At 71.1% G+C, this 15876-nt stretch carries 11 protein-coding genes and 1 pseudogene; 8 read left to right on the top strand and 4 right to left on the bottom strand.

Features of this window, described 5'->3' with window-relative positions; all coding sequences use genetic code 11:
- The first annotated feature begins 85 nt into the window (after window positions 1-85).
- From infB to BM127_RS06180, 5 genes and pseudogenes are all read left to right on the top strand, one after another.
- Window positions 86-2878, top strand: coding sequence for a translation initiation factor IF-2 (gene infB, locus BM127_RS06200; RefSeq protein ID WP_091196022.1), 2793 nt, complete (start codon window positions 86-88; stop codon window positions 2876-2878).
- 129 nt (window positions 2879-3007) lie between these two features.
- Window positions 3008-3409: pseudogene (gene rbfA / locus BM127_RS06195) on the top strand (30S ribosome-binding factor RbfA); the annotation flags it as partial.
- 152 nt (window positions 3410-3561) lie between these two features.
- Window positions 3562-4419: a tRNA pseudouridine(55) synthase TruB gene (gene truB, locus BM127_RS06190; protein WP_091196016.1), complete on the top strand. Its 858-nt coding sequence runs from the start codon at window positions 3562-3564 to the stop codon at window positions 4417-4419.
- Window positions 4420-4584: 165 nt separating this feature from the next.
- Complete coding sequence (locus BM127_RS06185) at window positions 4585-5520, top strand: bifunctional riboflavin kinase/FAD synthetase (protein ID WP_091196014.1); 936 nt, start codon at window positions 4585-4587, stop codon at window positions 5518-5520.
- On the top strand, window positions 5517-6434 hold the full coding sequence (locus tag BM127_RS06180) for a hypothetical protein (RefSeq protein WP_091196011.1): 918 nt from the start codon (window positions 5517-5519) through the stop codon (window positions 6432-6434). The genes BM127_RS06185 and BM127_RS06180 overlap by 4 nt, the downstream gene beginning before the upstream one ends.
- Before the next feature lie 111 nt (window positions 6435-6545).
- Here BM127_RS06180 and BM127_RS06175 read toward each other — a convergent pair whose 3' ends face one another.
- From BM127_RS06175 to BM127_RS06160, 4 genes are read right to left on the bottom strand one after another with little or no spacing between them, the layout of a single operon-like run.
- A complete protein-coding gene (locus tag BM127_RS06175) occupies window positions 6546-6788 on the bottom strand; it encodes an HPr family phosphocarrier protein (protein WP_091196007.1) in 243 nt (80 codons plus the stop codon).
- A gap of 39 nt (window positions 6789-6827) precedes the next feature.
- Window positions 6828-8891 carry a PTS fructose transporter subunit IIABC gene (locus tag BM127_RS06170; protein ID WP_091196004.1) on the bottom strand — a complete coding sequence of 688 codons (2064 nt, stop codon included), beginning with the start codon at window positions 8889-8891 and terminating at the stop codon, window positions 6828-6830.
- Complete coding sequence (locus BM127_RS06165; protein WP_091196002.1) at window positions 8888-9841, bottom strand: 1-phosphofructokinase family hexose kinase; 954 nt, start codon at window positions 9839-9841, stop codon at window positions 8888-8890. Before BM127_RS06165 ends, BM127_RS06170 begins: the two co-directional genes overlap by 4 nt.
- The gene (locus tag BM127_RS06160; RefSeq protein ID WP_091195999.1) at window positions 9838-10605 is read right to left on the bottom strand and encodes a DeoR/GlpR family DNA-binding transcription regulator; all 768 of its coding nucleotides are present in this window, start codon (window positions 10603-10605) and stop codon (window positions 9838-9840) included. The genes BM127_RS06165 and BM127_RS06160 overlap by 4 nt, the downstream gene beginning before the upstream one ends.
- An 85-nt stretch (window positions 10606-10690) precedes the next feature.
- Here BM127_RS06160 and ptsP point away from each other — a divergent pair, with 85 nt between their 5' ends.
- The 3 genes from ptsP (at window position 10691) to BM127_RS06145 (ending at window position 15852) form a co-directional block, all read left to right on the top strand.
- A complete protein-coding gene (ptsP, locus tag BM127_RS06155) occupies window positions 10691-12370 on the top strand; it encodes a phosphoenolpyruvate--protein phosphotransferase (RefSeq protein ID WP_091196863.1) in 1680 nt (559 codons plus the stop codon).
- Window positions 12371-12472: 102 nt separating this feature from the next.
- A complete protein-coding gene (locus BM127_RS06150) occupies window positions 12473-14209 on the top strand; it encodes an alcohol dehydrogenase catalytic domain-containing protein (protein ID WP_091195997.1) in 1737 nt (578 codons plus the stop codon).
- A gap of 128 nt (window positions 14210-14337) precedes the next feature.
- Entirely contained in the window at window positions 14338-15852 is a 1515-nt protein-coding gene (locus tag BM127_RS06145) for a PTS mannitol transporter subunit IIBC (RefSeq protein WP_091195995.1), read from the top strand.
- Window positions 15853-15876 lie beyond the last annotated feature (24 nt).

Raw genomic sequence — 15876 nt, 5'->3', positions numbered from 1 at the left:
AGTAACTCGTAATGAGTGTGCACACCCACTAGCTGGTCCGTTTTCTCCTTCTGGGGTCACGGACCAGAAGGAGTAGTAACCCACCGTGGCAAAGACCCGAGTCCACGAACTCGCCAAGGAGTTCGGAGTCGAGAGCAAGTTCGTTCTCGAGAAGCTCAAGGAGATGGGTGAGTTCGTCAAGTCGGCTTCGTCGACTGTCGAGCCCCCCGTCGAGATGCGCTTCAAGAAGCAGTACGGCGATGAGCTGAAGGCCGTTGCGGCCTCCGCTCCCGCCGCCGACACCGCGGCAGAGGCGCCGGCCAAGAAGGCCGCCCCGAAGCCCGGTCCCAAGCCTGCCGCCGCACCTGCGGCGACCGAGGCGCCCGCCGAGACGCCGACCGAGGCTCCTGCCCCGGCCGCTCCTGTCAAGGAGGCCGCACCGGCTGCACGCCCCGGCCCCAAGCCCGGCCCCAAGGCCCCCGTGGCCGAGCCCGAGGCCCCGCCGGCCGAGCCCGAGGCACCGGCTGCGCCGGCCGCCAAGAGCCCGTCCCCGGCACCGCGCCCGGTGGGTCGTCCCGGAGCCCCGCGCCCCGGCAACAACCCGTTCGCGCCGAGCCAGGGCATGGGCTCGCGCCCGGCGCCCCGCACGCCCAGCGACGACACGCGCCCGCCGCGCCCGCCGGCCGGCGGTGGCGGCGACGCACGCCCCGGCATGCCGCGCCCCAACCCGGCGATGATGCCCAAGTCCCCGGCTGCCTTCGGCAACGGTCCCGGTGCCCGGCCCGCCCGTGGCGGTCCCGGTGGCGGCCCCGGCGGCGGTCCCGGTCGTCCCGGTGCCCCATCCCGCGGTGGCGCCCCGGGTCGTCCCGGCGGCGCACCCGGCGGTGCTGCCGGCGGAACGACCGGTCGTCCCGGTGGCTTCGGCCCCAACGCCAGCGGCCGTCCCGGCCAGCGCCCCGGCCAGCGTGGCCAGACCCAGGGTGCCTTCGGGCGCGCTGGCGGCCCGTCGCGTCGAGGACGCAAGTCCAAGCGTGCGCGTCGTATGGAGTTCGAGGCCATGGAGGCCCCGACGATCGGTGGCGTGCGGGTCCGCAAGGGCAACGGCGAGACCGTACGTCTCCCGCGTGGCGCCTCGCTGACCGACTTCGCCGAGAAGATCAACGTCGACGCAGCCGCACTGGTCCAGATGCTCTTCTCGCTCGGCGAGATGGTCACCTCGACCCAGTCGGTCGGCGACGAGACCTTCGAGCTCATCGGTGAGGAGCTCAACTACGTCGTCCAGATCGTGTCCCCGGAGGACGAGGACCGCGAGCTGCTCGAGACGTTCGACCTCGAGTTCGGCGCCGACGAGGGCGACGAGGACGACCTGGTCATCCGCCCGCCGGTCGTGACCGTCATGGGTCACGTCGACCACGGAAAGACCAAGCTCCTCGACGCGCTGCGTGACGCCAACGTGGTCGACAAGGAGGCCGGTGGCATCACCCAGCACATCGGTGCCTACCAGGTCCACACCGAGGTCGACGGCAACGACCGTCGCATCACCCTCATCGACACCCCCGGTCACGAGGCGTTCACCGCCATGCGTGCTCGTGGTGCCCAGGCCACCGACATCGCGATCCTGGTCGTCGCGGCCGACGACGGCGTCATGCCGCAGACGGTCGAGGCGCTCAACCACGCCCGCGCTGCCAACGTGCCGATCGTGGTCGCGGTCAACAAGATCGACAAGCCGGACGCCGACTCGACCAAGGTCCGCGGCCAGCTGACGGAGTACGGCCTGATCCCCGAGGAGTACGGCGGCGACGCGATGTTCGTCGACGTCTCGGCCAAGGCCGGGCTCAACCTCGACAAGCTGCTCGAGGCCGTCGTCCTGACTGCCGACGCGTCGCTCGACCTGCGTGCCAACCCGACGCAGGACGCCCAGGGCCTCGTGGTCGAGGCGCACCTCGACCGCGGTCGCGGTCCGGTCGCCACGGTGCTGGTCCAGCGCGGAACCCTCCGCGTCGGCGACTCGATCGTCGCCGGTCCGGCCCACGGTCGTGTCCGCGCCATGCTCGACGAGCACGGCAACGAGATCACCGAGGCCGACCCGTCGCGTCCCGCGATGGTGCTGGGTCTCTCGGCGGTGCCGGGTGCGGGCCAGAACTTCATCGTCGTCGACGACGACCGGATGGCTCGCCAGATCGCTGAGAAGCGTGAGGCGCGCGAGCGTGCGGCCATGCAGGCCAAGCGTCGCGTGCGTCGCAGCCTCGAGGACTTCATGGCCTCCATGGAGAAGGGCGAGAGCCAGGAGCTCAACCTCATCCTCAAGGGCGACGTGTCCGGTTCGGTCGAGGCGCTCGAGGACGCCCTCGCCAACATCGATGTGGGCGACGAGGTCTCGCTGCGCGTCATCGACCGCGGTGTCGGTGCGATCACCGAGACCAACGTCGACCTGGCCGCTGCGTCCGACGCGATCATCATCGGCTTCAACGTCCGCCCGCAGGGCAAGGCGACCCAGATGGCTGACAAGGAGGGTGTCGAGATCCGGCACTACTCGGTCATCTACCAGGCCATCGAGGAGATCGAGGCAGCCCTCAAGGGCATGCTCAAGCCGATCTACGAGGAGTCGACCCTCGGTCAGGCGGAGATCCGCGAGATCTTCCGCTCGTCCAAGGCCGGCAACATCGCAGGCTGCATGGTCACCTCGGGTCTCATCCGCCGCAACGCCAAGGTGCGGATCCTGCGCGACAGCGCCGTCGTGGCCGACAACCTCGACCTCGGCTCGCTCCGTCGCGAGAAGGACGACGCGTCCGAGGTCCGGGAAGGGTTCGAGTGCGGCATCGTGCTCAAGAACTTCCAGGACATCAAGATCGGCGATGTCGTGGAGTCGTTCGAGATGCGCGAGATCGCGCGCACCTGATCTGCTGAGCTGATGCAGGAGTCCCCGCTGAGGCGGGGACTCCTGCACGGTTCGGCCGTTGCAACACCCCAACAGCGCAAGACTTCCCCCGCCCGGGGGTCCCGGCTGGGAACTCGAGAAGGTAGATCCATGGCAAACCCCCGCGTCCGCAAGATCGCCGACCGCATCCAGGTCATCGTCGCCGAGATGCTCGAGCGACGGATCAAGGACCCGCGGCTCGGCTTCGTGACGATCACCGACGTCCGGGTCACCGGTGACTCCCAGCAGGCCTCGATCTTCTACACCGTCCTCGGTGCCGACGAGGAGCTCGCCAACACGGCCGCGGCTCTCGAGTCGGCCAAGGGCGTCATCCGCTCCGAGGTCGCCAAGCAGCTCGGCATGCGGATCGTCCCGACGCTGACCTTCATCCCCGACGCCCTCCCCGAGAGCGCCCGCGCCCTCGACGAGGTGCTCGAGCGCGCCCGCAAGCAGGACGAGGAGGTCGCCGCGCGCCGCGTGGAGGCCTACGCCGGCGAGGCCGACCCGTACAAGAAGCCCCGCGAGATCCTCGACGAGGACGACCTCGAGGGCGAGCCCGACGCGCTCGACGACGGGTCCGACCTCGGCTTCGAGGAGGTCCCGCCCGCTGCCGAGCCCCTGCCCGCGAGCGAGGACGCGTCCGCCGACGAGGACGACCGCGCCTGATGGTCGACCCCGCCCTGGTGGTCGTCGACAAGTCCCCGGGCATGACGTCGCACGACGTCGTCGCGCGGGTGCGCCGGTTGGCCGGCACCCGCAAGGTCGGCCATGCCGGCACCCTCGACCCGATGGCCACCGGTGTCCTCGTGCTGGGCGTCGACCGCGCCACCCGGCTGCTCGGGCACCTGATGCTGACCGAGAAGGCCTACGACGCCACCATCCGGCTCGGCGCGTCGACGACCACCGACGACGCGGAGGGCGAGGTCGTGGCGACCCACGCGACCGACGGCGTGCGGGAGGACGACGTACGTGCCGAGCTGGCGCGCTTCGTCGGCGACATCGATCAGGTCCCGACCGCCGTCTCCGCGATCAAGGTGGACGGCCAGCGTGCCTACGCCCGCGTCCGCGCGGGGGAGCAGGTCGAGCTGAAGGCCCGTCCGGTGACCATCCACGAGCTCGTGGTGCACGAGGTGGCGCTGCCGGACGTACGGATCTCCGTACGCTGCTCGTCGGGCACCTACATCCGCGCGATCGCCCGTGACCTGGGCGCGGCGCTCGGCGTCGGAGGGCACCTCACCGCCCTGCGACGCACGGCGGTCGGCTCCTTCGACCTGTCCCGCGCCCGCACCCTCGACGAGCTGGGCGAGTCCTTCGACGTCGTCCCGATCGCCGAGGCCGCGCGGGCGTCGTTCCCCGTCGTCGAGCTGACCGAGGAGCAGGCTGCGGACGTCCGTTTCGGGCGCGCCCTCGCGCTGATGCTCCCGGGAGAGGGCCCCCACGCGGTCTTCGACCCCGAGGGAGGGTTCCTCGCCCTCTACGAGCAGCGCGGCGAGCAGGCCAAGGCGGTTGCCGTCTTCGTCTGAGGACGACCCGGGGACCGGCGGCGTGGCGGTGGTCTTGACCAGCGCGGTCCATCCTGGCGAAACAGACCGGTGCAGGGGCAGGCTGGGACCGCGTGCACCGGACCTCAACCAGGGGGAGGCCCGGTGCCTCACCTTCCGGCTCCGACCGCTGAGTAGTGTTTGCCCGTGCAGATCTGGCGTGGAGTCGACGACGTGCCGGCCGACCTCGGCCGCACCGTCGTCAGCATCGGCAACTTCGACGGCGTACACCTCGGCCACGCCCACGTGCTGCGCGAGGCACGCGAGACGGCCACCCGCCTCGGCGTCGACACCGTCGTCGCGGTCACCTTCGACCCGCACCCGATGGCGGTCCTGCGGCCCGAGCACGCGCCGCCGACGCTGACCTCGATCCACACGCGTGCCCGGCTCCTCGAGACCGCGGACGTCGACTGCATCCTGGTGATCGGCTTCGACCGCGAGATCTCCCGCTGGTCGCCGCAGGAGTTCATCGACCGCATCCTGGTCGACGCGCTCCACGCCGCCGCGGTGGTGGTGGGCGCCAACTTCCGCTTCGGCGCCAGGGCGGCCGGCGAGGTGGCCACCCTCGTCGAGGCCGGCGCGACGCGCGACTTCGAGACCGTCGGCGTGGCGCTCGACGGCGGTCCGCAGGTCTGGAGCTCGACCTACGTCCGCCAGTGCCTGGCCTCCGGCGACGTCGCGGGCGCCTCCGAGGCGCTCGGCCGGGCCTTCACCGTGCGCGGAACGGTCGTCGAGGGCGACAAGCGCGGCCGCGAGATGGGCTACCCGACGGCCAACGTGCCGGTGCCTCCGATCGACGCCGCACCCGCCGACGGGGTCTACGCCGGCTGGCTGACCCGTCTGGACACCGGCGAGCGCTACCCCGCTGCCATCTCCGTCGGCACCAACCCGACCTTCGACGGCGAGCGCGAGCGCCGCGTGGAGTCCTACGTCCTCGACCGCGACGACCTCGAGCTCTACGGCGTTGAAGTGGAGGTCGCGTTCGTCGAGCGGCTCCGCGGGATGGTGAAGTTCGAGGGGATGGCGGCGCTCATCGAGACCATGCACGACGACGTACGCCGCGCGCGCGAGATCCTCGCGTGACGCGCGCCGAGCCGGCGGAGCCGACCGGCCGCGCCGAGGCGGAGGCCTGGTTCCTGGCGCACGGCCTGCCCTACTTCGTCGACCCGATCCGCGAGCAGGTGCGCCGGCGCCTGGCCCGTGGCCGACTGCTGCTGGTGGCAGCCGTCGGCCTGCTGCTCGCGATCCCCACCGGGGTGGCGGTCGCCGTCTGGGGCGGCGACGACGCAGCGTCCGGGATCTCCACGGCCGTGACGGTGCTGCTCGCCGTGGCGGCGGTCTACGCCGGACGCGCCCTGCGGGTGCACCTGATCGGCGTCTGGGCGGTGCGGCAGACCCTGTCCAGCCTGGGACTGCTGTTCCCGCTCGCGACGCGGGCGCTGCCGATGCTGCTGCTCTTCGTCACGTTCCTCTTCATCAACACCGAGGTGTGGATGATCGCGTCCGCGCTCGACGGCGGCGTCCTCTGGGGTGCGGTGATGCTCTTCGCGGCACTCGCGACGGGCTTCCTCGTCGTCCGGCTCACCGAGGAGGTGGACCGGCTCGACGACGAGGTCGGTCGCGACGAGCTCGGTGACGACGCCGACGTCGTCGGACTGCAGCGCACCAACCTCGTGCTCGTCCTGCTCATCACCCAGGCCTTTCAGGTGCTGCTGCTCGCCCTGGCGGTCTTCGCCTTCTTCATCGTCTTCGGCGTGGTGGCGATGGACGACGACGTGCTCTCGACCTGGATCGAGACCGACCTCACCTACGCCTGGAACATCCCCGTCAGCCGGGAGCTGCTCCAGGTCTCGACGTTCCTCGCCGCCTTCAGCGGCCTCTACTTCGCGGTCTACGCCGTCACCGACGAGAACTACCGCCGCGAGTTCTTCACCGAGGTGCTCGGCGAGCTCGAGCAGGCGCTGCGGGTGCGGGTCCGCTACCTCCGCGGTTCCTGACCCGGCCCGCGGGTCGGCGTACGACGCAGATCGAGCGGTGCCCCGTCCACCCTCCACGTCGGGGGGAGTGTGGCTGGAGCACCGCTCGATGCAGTCGGTCGGGTGGTGCGGTCAGGCGTCGAGGTCCTGCTCGACCAGCGCGGCGATCGCGTCGACCGCGGCCTGGTCGTCGCCGGCCACCTCGACCGTGTCGCCGTTGCCGGCGCCGAGGGTCATGATCATCAGCGACGAGCTGGCGTCGACACCGTTGATGGTGACCTCCGTCCCGAGCTCACCGGCCTTCTCGGCGATGATCGCGGCGGGGCGGGCGTGGAGGCCGACGGCGGAGCCGACGACGACGGACTTGCTGGGCATGGTGCTCCTTCGGGTGGGTCGGATGGGGTGAGGCGTGGGTCACACCGTAGCGAGGTCGGTGTCGGCCTTGTTGGTGCTCTTGAGCAGGACGACCAGCGCGGCGGCGACGAGCACGCCGGCGACCAGGGCGATCAGGAAGCCGAGCACGCCGTCGACGGCGAAGAGGACGAAGATCCCGCCGTGCGGGGCCCGGAGGCTGACGCCGAGGCCCATCGAGAGGGCGCCCGTGACGGCGCTGCCGGCCATGATGGGCGGGATCACGCGCAGCGGGTCGGCCGCCGCGAACGGGATCGCCCCCTCGGTGATGAACGAGGCACCCATCGCCCACGCCGCCTTGCCGTTCTCGCGCTCGGGAACGGTGAACAGGCCGGGGCGTACGACCGTGGCCAGTGCGAGCGCCAGGGGCGGGACCATGCCGGCGAGCATGACGGCCGCCATCACCTTGAGCTCCGGGGCGTCCGTCGCGGTCGCGGCGGCGCCGAGGCCGGTGGTGGCGAAGGCGTAGGCGGTCTTGTTGAGCGGGCCACCCATGTCGAAGGCCATCATCAGGCCGAGGATGACGCCCAGGACGATCGCCGAGCCTCCCTGCAGGCTGTTGAGGCCGTCGCTCAGCGCCTCCATGAGCGCGGCGAGGGGCTTGCCCAGCACGACGACCATGATGAAGCCGGAGATCAGTGTCGCCAGCAGCGGGATGACCAGGACGGGCATCAGCCCGCGCATCCAGGTCGGCACCTTCCACCGGGTGATCCAGAGGGCGGCCATGCCGGCCAGGACGCCACCGACGATGCCTCCGAGGAAGCCGGAGTTGATCACGCCGGCGACGGCGCCCATGACGAAGCCGGGCGCGATGCCGGGGCGGTCCGCGATGGCGTAGGCGATGTAGCCGGAGAGCGCCGGAACGAGGAAGCCGAACGCTGCCGCGCCGAGGGTGAAGAGCAGGGCCCCGAGGTAGGCGAAGAACGGGCTGTCCAGCAGGGCGTTCTCGAGCCCGAGCTCGTCGAGGTCCGGCAGGTTGAAGAACGTGTTCTCGACGGCGATCCTCTGGCCGTCGGTCGTGATGTCGTAGCCACCGAAGAGGAAGCCGAGGGCGATCAGCAGACCGCCCGCGGCGACGAACGGGATCATGTAGGAGACGCCGGTCATCAGGACCCGGCGTGCCGTGGCGCCGAACGACTGCTTGCCGCCCGCGTGGGCGTTGACCTCGCTGGCCGTCCCCTCCACGCGCGGCGCGCTGGACGGGTCGGCGGCGTAGCGCAGCGCCTCGGCGATCATCGCGTCGGCGTCGTCGATCGGCCGCTTGACCCCGGAGCTCACCATCGGCTTGCCGGCGAAGCGCGACCGGTCGCGCACCCCCACGTCGACGGCGAAGATGACCGCGCCGGCCTGGGAGATGGTCTCGGGGGCCAGCGGGGTGGAGCCGGCGGACCCCTGGGTCTCGACGTGCAGCTCGACGCCCGCGCGCTCGGCGGCGGCCTCGAGGGCTTCTGCGGCCATGTAGGTGTGGGCGATGCCGGTCGGGCAGGCGGTCACGGCGACGAGCGACGGCTTGCCGGTGGTGGCAGGAGCAGCAGGAGCGGCAGCGGCGGCAGGAGCCGCGGCGGCAGCCGCAGCAGCAGGGGCAGCAGGGGACGCGGCCTTCGCGCCTGGCGCGGGCTCCCCGATCTCGTGGGAGATCAGGTCGACGACCTCCTCGACCGACTCGGCGGAGCGCAGCGCGTCGGTGAAGGCCGGCTTGACCAGCGCGCGGGCCAGCTTGGTGAGGATGGTGAGGTGGTCGGCGTCGCCGCCGGCGGGTGCGGCGATGAGGAAGGCCAGGTCGGCCGGGCCGTCCTTGGCGCCGAAGTCGACGGGCGGGTCGAGTCGCGCGAAGGCGAGCGTCGGGACCTCGACCCCGGTCGTACGGCAGTGCGGGATCGCGATCGCGCCGGGCAGGCCGGTGGCCGAGGTCGACTCGCGGGCGAACGCGTCCTCGATCAGCTGGTCCTTGTCGCTCGCGCGCCCCGCGTCGTCGACGACGGCCGCGAGGGCGCGGATCACGTCGTGCTTGTCCGAGCCCCAGGCGGCGCCCAGCCGCACGAGGTCGGTGGTGATCAGGTCGGTCATGCTGTGCCTCCGAGGGGAGTGACGCCGACGAGCTCCGTGCGGAGCTGCGAGGGCAGGGGGATGGTCGTGCCGGGTAGGCCCGCGGCGGCGCTGCCGTAGGCGACGGCCAGGGCCAGGCGCTCGGGGGCGGGGAGCCCCCGGATGTCGCCGAGCAGGTAGCCGAAGAGGCTGGAGTCGCCGGCACCGACGGTGCTGACGACAGTGGTGGGGGGCGGCGTGGCGTGCCACGCACCCTCGGACGTGACCAGGACGGCGCCGTTGCCTCCGAGGGTCGCCAGGACGGCGCCCACACCCTTGGCGATGAGCTCGCGCGCGGCTGCCGCGGCGGCCTCGGGGTCGGACTCGAGCTCGTCGGGGTCGCCACCGGTGAAGGAGGCGAGCTCCTCGCCGTTGGGCTTCATCAGGTCGGGCGCCGAGCCGGGGAGGGCCTCGACCAGCGCCTGGAGCGGGGCCTCGCTGGTGTCGACCGCGACGCGGCCACCCACCTCGCGGAGACGTCGTACGAGGTCGGCGTAGAAACCCGGGGGCGCGCCCACAGGAAGTGAGCCTGCCAGCACGGTCCAGTCAGCGCCAGAGGCACGGACCAGGATGGTCTGCGCCATCAGCTCGAGGTGCATCGGGAGCACCTCGGCGCCCGGCGAGTTGAGCTTGGTGGTGGTGCCGTCGGGCTCGGTGATGGTGAGGTTGACGCGTACGTCGCCGGCGGGGCGCACGGGGCGGCAGTCGATGCCCGCGCCGAGCAGCTCGAGGACGAACGGGTCGTCCTTGTGGGCGGGCACGACGGCGATGCTGGGGATGTCGGCGCTGACGGCCGCGCGGGAGATGTTGACCCCCTTGCCGCCGGCCTGCGAGGTCACCGAGGCGACCCGGTGGACCTGGCCGCGGGTCAGCTCGCCGTCCAGGGCCACCGTCCGGTCGATGCTCGGATTGGGTGTCAGGGTCAGGATCATGCGATCACCACCTCGATTCCGGATGCTTCCAGCGCGCGGCGGTCCGCGGCCTCGATGTCGCTGTCGGTGACGAGCACGTCGATGCTGTCGAGCGTCGCGAACCGCACCGCGGTCTCCACCCCGAGCTTGCTCGAGTCGGCGAGCACGACGGTGCGCCGCGCGCAGGCGATGATCGCCCGCTTGCTGGCCGCCTCGTCGCTGTCGGGGGTCGTCAGGCCGTGCCCGACGGTGAGGCCGTTGGTGGCCACGAACGCCACGTCGGCGCGGAAGTCCGCGAGTGCGGCCACGGTGTCGGCACCGACGGCGGCGTGCGTCGTGGGGCGCACCTTGCCGGGAAGCAGGTGCAGCTCGATCTGCGGGAGGCCGGCGAGCCGGGTCGCGACAGGGACGGCGTGGGTGATGACGGTGAGCCGGTGGTCGCGGGGGAGTGCGGCCGCGAACCGTGCGGTCGTGGTGCCGGCGTCGATCACCACCACCGAGTCGGGCGGGGGGAGCAGGGCGACCGCCGCGTTGGCGATGGCCTCCTTGGCCTGCGTGTTGGACTGGTCGCGCTCGCCGATGCCTGATTCGATGACGTTGAGCGAGCCGGCCGGCACCGCCCCGCCGTGGACCCGACGCACCAGACCCATGCGGTCGAGGGTGGAGAGGTCGCGGCGGACGGTCTCGGTGGTCACCTCGAACTGCTCGGCCAGCTGGACCACCGACAGGCGGCCTCGCCGGCTGATCAGGTGGGCCATGGCCTGCTGCCGCTCTTCGGCGTACATGGGTCCCCTCTCCGCGATCTGTGTATGTGTTGTTTTAGTCCCGAATGTGTTGCTTGTCAACCAGCGCGTGATCTACGGTGTGTCCATGACCACACCCGCGCACCCCCTGAGCGGGACCCCGGTCGTTCCGGGTGTTGCCGCCGGCCCCGTCCTGCACGTCCGCGGCGAGGTGTCGCCCGACGCCATCGCCCGCTTCGGTGACGGCGACTTCGCTGATGCCGAGGCCGCACTGGCGGCGTACGACGACGCTGCGGCAGCGGTCGCCGAGATGTTCTCGACCAAGGCGTCCTACGCCCAGGGCGCGGCGGCGGAGGTCCTCACCGCCAGCGCGGGCCTGGCGCGCGACAAGGGGCTGCGCTCCGGGGTGTCGAAGAACCTCCAGGCCGGACAGGGTCCGGTGACAGCGGTCCAGGGCGCCGTGGACCAGTTCGTCACGATCTTCACCACCATGGGCGGCCTGATGGCCGAGCGCGTCACCGACCTGCGCGACATCGAGCGCCGGGTCGTCGCCCACCTCGTGGGGGAGCCCGCCCCGGGTGTACCGATCCCGAGCGAGCCGTCGATCCTCGTGGCCGAGGACCTCGCCCCCAGTGACACCTCCGGGCTCGACCCCGAGCTCGTCACCGCCCTCGTGACCGAGCGCGGCGGGGCGACCAGCCACACCGCGATCATCGCGCGACAGCTCGGCATCCCGTGCATCGTCGGTGCGGCCGGTGTCATGGCGCTGCCGAGCGGCACCTTCGTCGTGATCGACGGGGAGACCGGCCTCATCGAGCAGGGTGCCGACCCCGACGAGGCACGCGCGCGCGTGGAGGAGAGCAAGCGCCTGCGCGAGGAGCTCGCGGCCTGGACGGGTCCCGCGGCGACCGCCGACGGCCTGCCCCTCAAGCTCCTCGCCAACGTCGCAGACGGGGCGTCCGCGAAGTCCGCCGGCCGCGAGCCCGTGCAGGGCGTGGGCCTGTTCCGCACCGAGCTGTGCTTCCTGGACCAGAAGGAGGAGCCGACGGTCGAGGAGCAGGCCGACATCTATGCCGACGTCCTCTCGCCCTACGCCGACGGCCGCTACGTCGTCGTCCGCACCCTCGACGCGGGCTCCGACAAGCCGATCGCGTTCGCGACCCACGAGGGTGAGGAGAACCCGGCGCTCGGGGTGCGCGGGCTGCGGCTGAGCTTCGGCAACCCCGGCCTGATGGACCGCCAGCTCGACGGCATCGCCCTCGCTGCCGAGCGCACCGGCACCGAGACGTGGGTGATGGCGCCCATGGTCGCCACCGTGGCCGAGGCGTCCGACTTCGCCGACAAGGTCCGGGCCCGCGGGCTCAAGGCCGGCATCATGGTCGAGATCCCGAGCGCCGCCCTCCTCGCGCACCGGATGCTCGAGGTCGTCGACTTCCTGTCCATCGGCACCAACGACCTGACCCAGTACGCGATGGCCGCCGACCGGATGGCCACCGACCTGGCGCACCTCACCGATCCGTGGCAGCCGGCCGTGCTCCAGCTGATCGCGATCACCGCGCACGCCGGCACCGAGGCCGGCAAGCCCGTCGGTGTGTGCGGTGAGGCGGCGGCCGACCCGCTGCTCGCGACGGCGCTCATCGGCATGGGCATCACGTCGCTCTCGATGGCCGCCCGCGCCGTACGCCCCGTCGGCGCCCAGCTCTCCCGCGTCACCCTCGAGACGTGCGAGGCAGCGGCCGAGGCCGCCCTCGGCGCACCCGACCCGATGGCCGCACGCGCTGCGGTCCGGGCCGTGCTGGGGCACTGAGGCGCGGGGCTCGGAACAGGTCGCGCCGCCACCCACCCCGCGACAGCAACAGGCAGAAACCAGGCTGATCGGGCGCTCGACGCGCCCAGACACGGAGGAACGATGACATCACCGTACGACCGCTACCGCGCAGCCGATCTCGACCTGCCGGAGGAGACCTGGGCCTGGAACCTCTGGGGTGCCGGCGAGGAGAACATGGGCAAGGACGGCCAGCCCGAGCTGCTCCCCATCCCCTCACCCGATGCCGACCACATGCTGGTGCGCATCGACAGCGTGGGCCTCTGCTTCTCGGACGTGAAGATCATGCGCCAGGGCGGCAGCCACCCGAAGCTCTACGACCGCGACCTGTCCGCGGAGCCCACCCGCCTGGGGCACGAGGTGAGCCTCACCGTCATCGAGGTCGGGGACAACCTCGCCGACCGCTACCACGCCGGCCAGCGGCTGGCCGTGCAGCCCGACATCTACCAGGACGGCAGGAGCACGGCCTACGGCTACACCATCCCCGGCGGACTGATCCAGTACCACCTGATGGGCTCGGAGATGCTCGACACCGACGACGGTGCCTGCCTGCTACCCCTCCCCGACACGATGGGGTACGCCGAGGCGTCCACCCTGGAGCCGTGGGGCTGCGTGATGGCCGCCTACACGCAACGCCGCCGCCTGGAGCCCAAGGCCGGTGGGACCATGTGGATCATCGGCCGGCCCGGTGACGAGCGGGACTACGACTTCTCCTCGGGTCTGGACGCCCCGACCGCGATCGTGCTGACCGACGTGCCCGCCTCGGTGGCGGAGCTGGTGGAGCACACCTCCGCCGCGAAGGTCGTGCGCAACGGCATCGGCACCGATGACTACCAGGCGCTGGTGGACGAGCTGACAGACGGCGCCGGCTTCGACGACATCGTCATGCTCGACCCCCGCTCCGCGGGGACCGTGGGCGCGGTGGCCACGCACATCGCGCGGCGCGGCACCCTCAACCTGGTCGGCGAGACCGCCCTGGACGGCCTGGTGGACACCGACGTGGGCCGCCTGCACTACGACTACACCGCCTACCTCGGCGGCCGGGGTCCCGACATCGCCGCCTCCTACGGGGAGGCGCGCAACCGCTGCGACCTGCGTCCGCAGGGCACCACTGTCTTCGTCGGCGCCGGCGGGCCGATGGGGTTGATGCATGTCCAGAGGGCCATCCAGCAGCCCGACGGCCCCCGCACGATCGTCGCCACGGAGGTGAGCGACGAGCGCCTGAAGAGCCTCGAGGAGCGTCTGGCGCACCTGGCGGAGAGCAACGACTGCGAGCTGGTCACCTTCAACTCCCAGACCGCGGACGAGTCGCTCCACGACTTCGTCATGGGGCTCACCGACGGCCGGGGCGCCGACGATGTCGTGGTCAGTGTGCCGATCTCCGCAGTGATGGCCGAGGCCGACACCGTGATGAATCCCGACGGCATGCTGGTCTTCTTCGCCGGTGTTCCCAACGGCACCATGGCGCCGTTGAACCTGAGCGCGGTCTACCTCGACAACGCCCAGTACACCGGGACGTCAGGGCTGACCATCCACGACCAGCAGCAGGTGGTGGACCTCGCCGACCGGGGTGAGCTCTCCCCGGGATCCATCGTGGGCGCCGTCGGCGGCATGCGGGCGGCCAAGGACGGCCTCCAGGCGCTGGTCGACGGCAGCTACTCCGGCAAGGTCCTGATCTTCCCCCAGATCCACGACCTGCCCCTCATGGGGCTCGACGAGCTGGAGGAGAAGCTGCCCGAGGTCGCCGCGAAGCTGTCGGCCGGCAACACGTGGAACGGCGAGGCAGAAAAGGCGCTGTTCGACAGCCAGTTGGGCCGTTAGGGGAGCAAAGCCACACAGTCGGGCATGAATTCCTGCCCGAATGCTTGGCAACGTGCCCGTTCGTGCGGTTTAATCACGGCATCATGTGATGGGGCTCACTCCCCACGTTTCAACTGGAGGACATCAGCATGGCGACCACAACCTCTACCCCCGCGTCCCGCTCCGGCGGCCGCGTACGCGTGCAGCAGTTCGGCACGTTCCTCTCCAACATGGTCCTGCCCAACATCGGCGCCTTCATCGCCTGGGGCCTCATCACCGCGCTCTTCATCGAGAACGGGTGGATCAACCTCGGCGGCGGCGACAACGCCTGGCTCTCCCCGGGCAGCTGGGTCGCCGAGTTCGGCGGCTGGGGCGACTTCGCCGGCCAGGGCATCGTCGGGCCAATGATCACCTACCTCCTGCCGCTGCTCATCGGCTACACCGGCGGCCGGATGATGTACGACGACAACATCCGCGGCGGCGTGGTCGGAGCCCTCGCGACGATGGGCGCCATCGCCGGCGCCGGCGTCCCGATGTTCCTGGGCGCGATGATCATGGGCCCGCTCGGCGGCTGGTCGATGAAGAAGCTCGACGCCATCTGGTCGCACAAGATCCGGCCCGGTTTCGAGATGCTGGTCAACAACTTCTCGGCCGGCATCTGGGGCATGATCCTGGCGATCGTCGGCTTCGTGGTGGCCGGACCGTTCGTCACCTGGTTCAGCGCCCGCGCCGAGGAGATCATCGACTTCCTCGTCAGCAACAGCCTGCTCCCGCTGACGTCGCTGTTCATCGAGCCCGCGAAGGTGCTCTTCCTCAACAACGCGATCAACCAGGGCATCCTCACCCCCCTCGGCACCGCCGAGGCCGCCCGCGACGGTCAGTCGATCCTGTTCCTGCTCGAGGCCAACCCGGCCGCGGGCGCGGGTCTCCTGCTCGCGTTCACGTTCTTCGGCAAGGGTGCGGCGAAGGCCTCGGCCCCCGGCGCGCTCCTCATCCACTTCGTGGGCGGCATCCACGAGATCTACTTCCCCTACGTGCTGATGAAGCCCAAGCTCATCCTCGCGATGATCGCCGGCGGCATGACCCAGATCAGCATCAACCTGGCGTTCAGCTCGGGCCTGCGTGCCCCGGCGGCGCCCGGCTCCATCATCGCGGTGCTCATCGCGACCCCGGGCGCCAGCTACGTCGGCGTCATCCTGTCCGTCATCGGTGGCGCGGCGGCGTCGTTCGTCGTGGCCGCGTTCCTGCTCAAGCTGGACAGGGCCGACGACGAGGGCGACCTCACGGCGGCCACGGCCAGCATGGAGGAGATGAAGGGCAAGAAGTCGATCGCCTCGTCCGCCCTCGGCGGCGGCACCGCGACCGAGACCCGCGAGATCCGCACGATCGTCTTCGCCTGCGACGCCGGCATGGGGTCCTCGGCGATGGGTGCGTCCGTGCTCCGCAAGAAGATCCACGACGCCGGTCACACCGAGGTGACAGTGGTCAACAAGGCCATCTCCAACCTCAGCGACGACGTCGACCTGGTGGTCACCCACCAGGACCTGACGGATCGAGCCCGGCAGAAGTCCCCGTCCGCGCAGCACGTCTCGGTGGACAACTTCATGGGCAGCCCGAGGTACGACGAGATCGTCACGATGGTCGAGGAAGGCAAGCGCACCTGACCTGGTCGACGACGAGCACCACGA

It is taken from the genome of Nocardioides alpinus, from assembly GCF_900112035.1.
In the GTDB taxonomy this organism is placed as follows: Bacteria; Actinomycetota; Actinomycetes; order Propionibacteriales; family Nocardioidaceae; genus Nocardioides; species Nocardioides alpinus.
Note: the sequence above shows the minus strand (reverse complement) of the source record. Positions and strands in the feature narration are given on the sequence as shown.

What these genes read in the sequence shown, in the direction of transcription:
- truB (WP_091196016.1), top strand. Translation starts at nt 3,562, where the DNA reads ATGGTCGACCCCGCCCTGGTGGTCGTCGACAAGTCCCCGGGCATGACG.
- BM127_RS06175 (WP_091196007.1), bottom strand. Translation starts at nt 6,788, where the DNA reads ATGCCCAGCAAGTCCGTCGTCGTCGGCTCCGCCGTCGGCCTCCACGCC.
- BM127_RS06170 (WP_091196004.1), bottom strand. Translation starts at nt 8,891, where the DNA reads ATGACCGACCTGATCACCACCGACCTCGTGCGGCTGGGCGCCGCCTGG.
- BM127_RS06165 (WP_091196002.1), bottom strand. Translation starts at nt 9,841, where the DNA reads ATGATCCTGACCCTGACACCCAATCCGAGCATCGACCGGACGGTGGCC.
- BM127_RS06160 (WP_091195999.1), bottom strand. Translation starts at nt 10,605, where the DNA reads ATGTACGCCGAAGAGCGGCAGCAGGCCATGGCCCACCTGATCAGCCGG.
- ptsP (WP_091196863.1), top strand. Translation starts at nt 10,691, where the DNA reads ATGACCACACCCGCGCACCCCCTGAGCGGGACCCCGGTCGTTCCGGGT.
- BM127_RS06150 (WP_091195997.1), top strand. Translation starts at nt 12,473, where the DNA reads ATGACATCACCGTACGACCGCTACCGCGCAGCCGATCTCGACCTGCCG.
- BM127_RS06145 (WP_091195995.1), top strand. Translation starts at nt 14,338, where the DNA reads ATGGCGACCACAACCTCTACCCCCGCGTCCCGCTCCGGCGGCCGCGTA.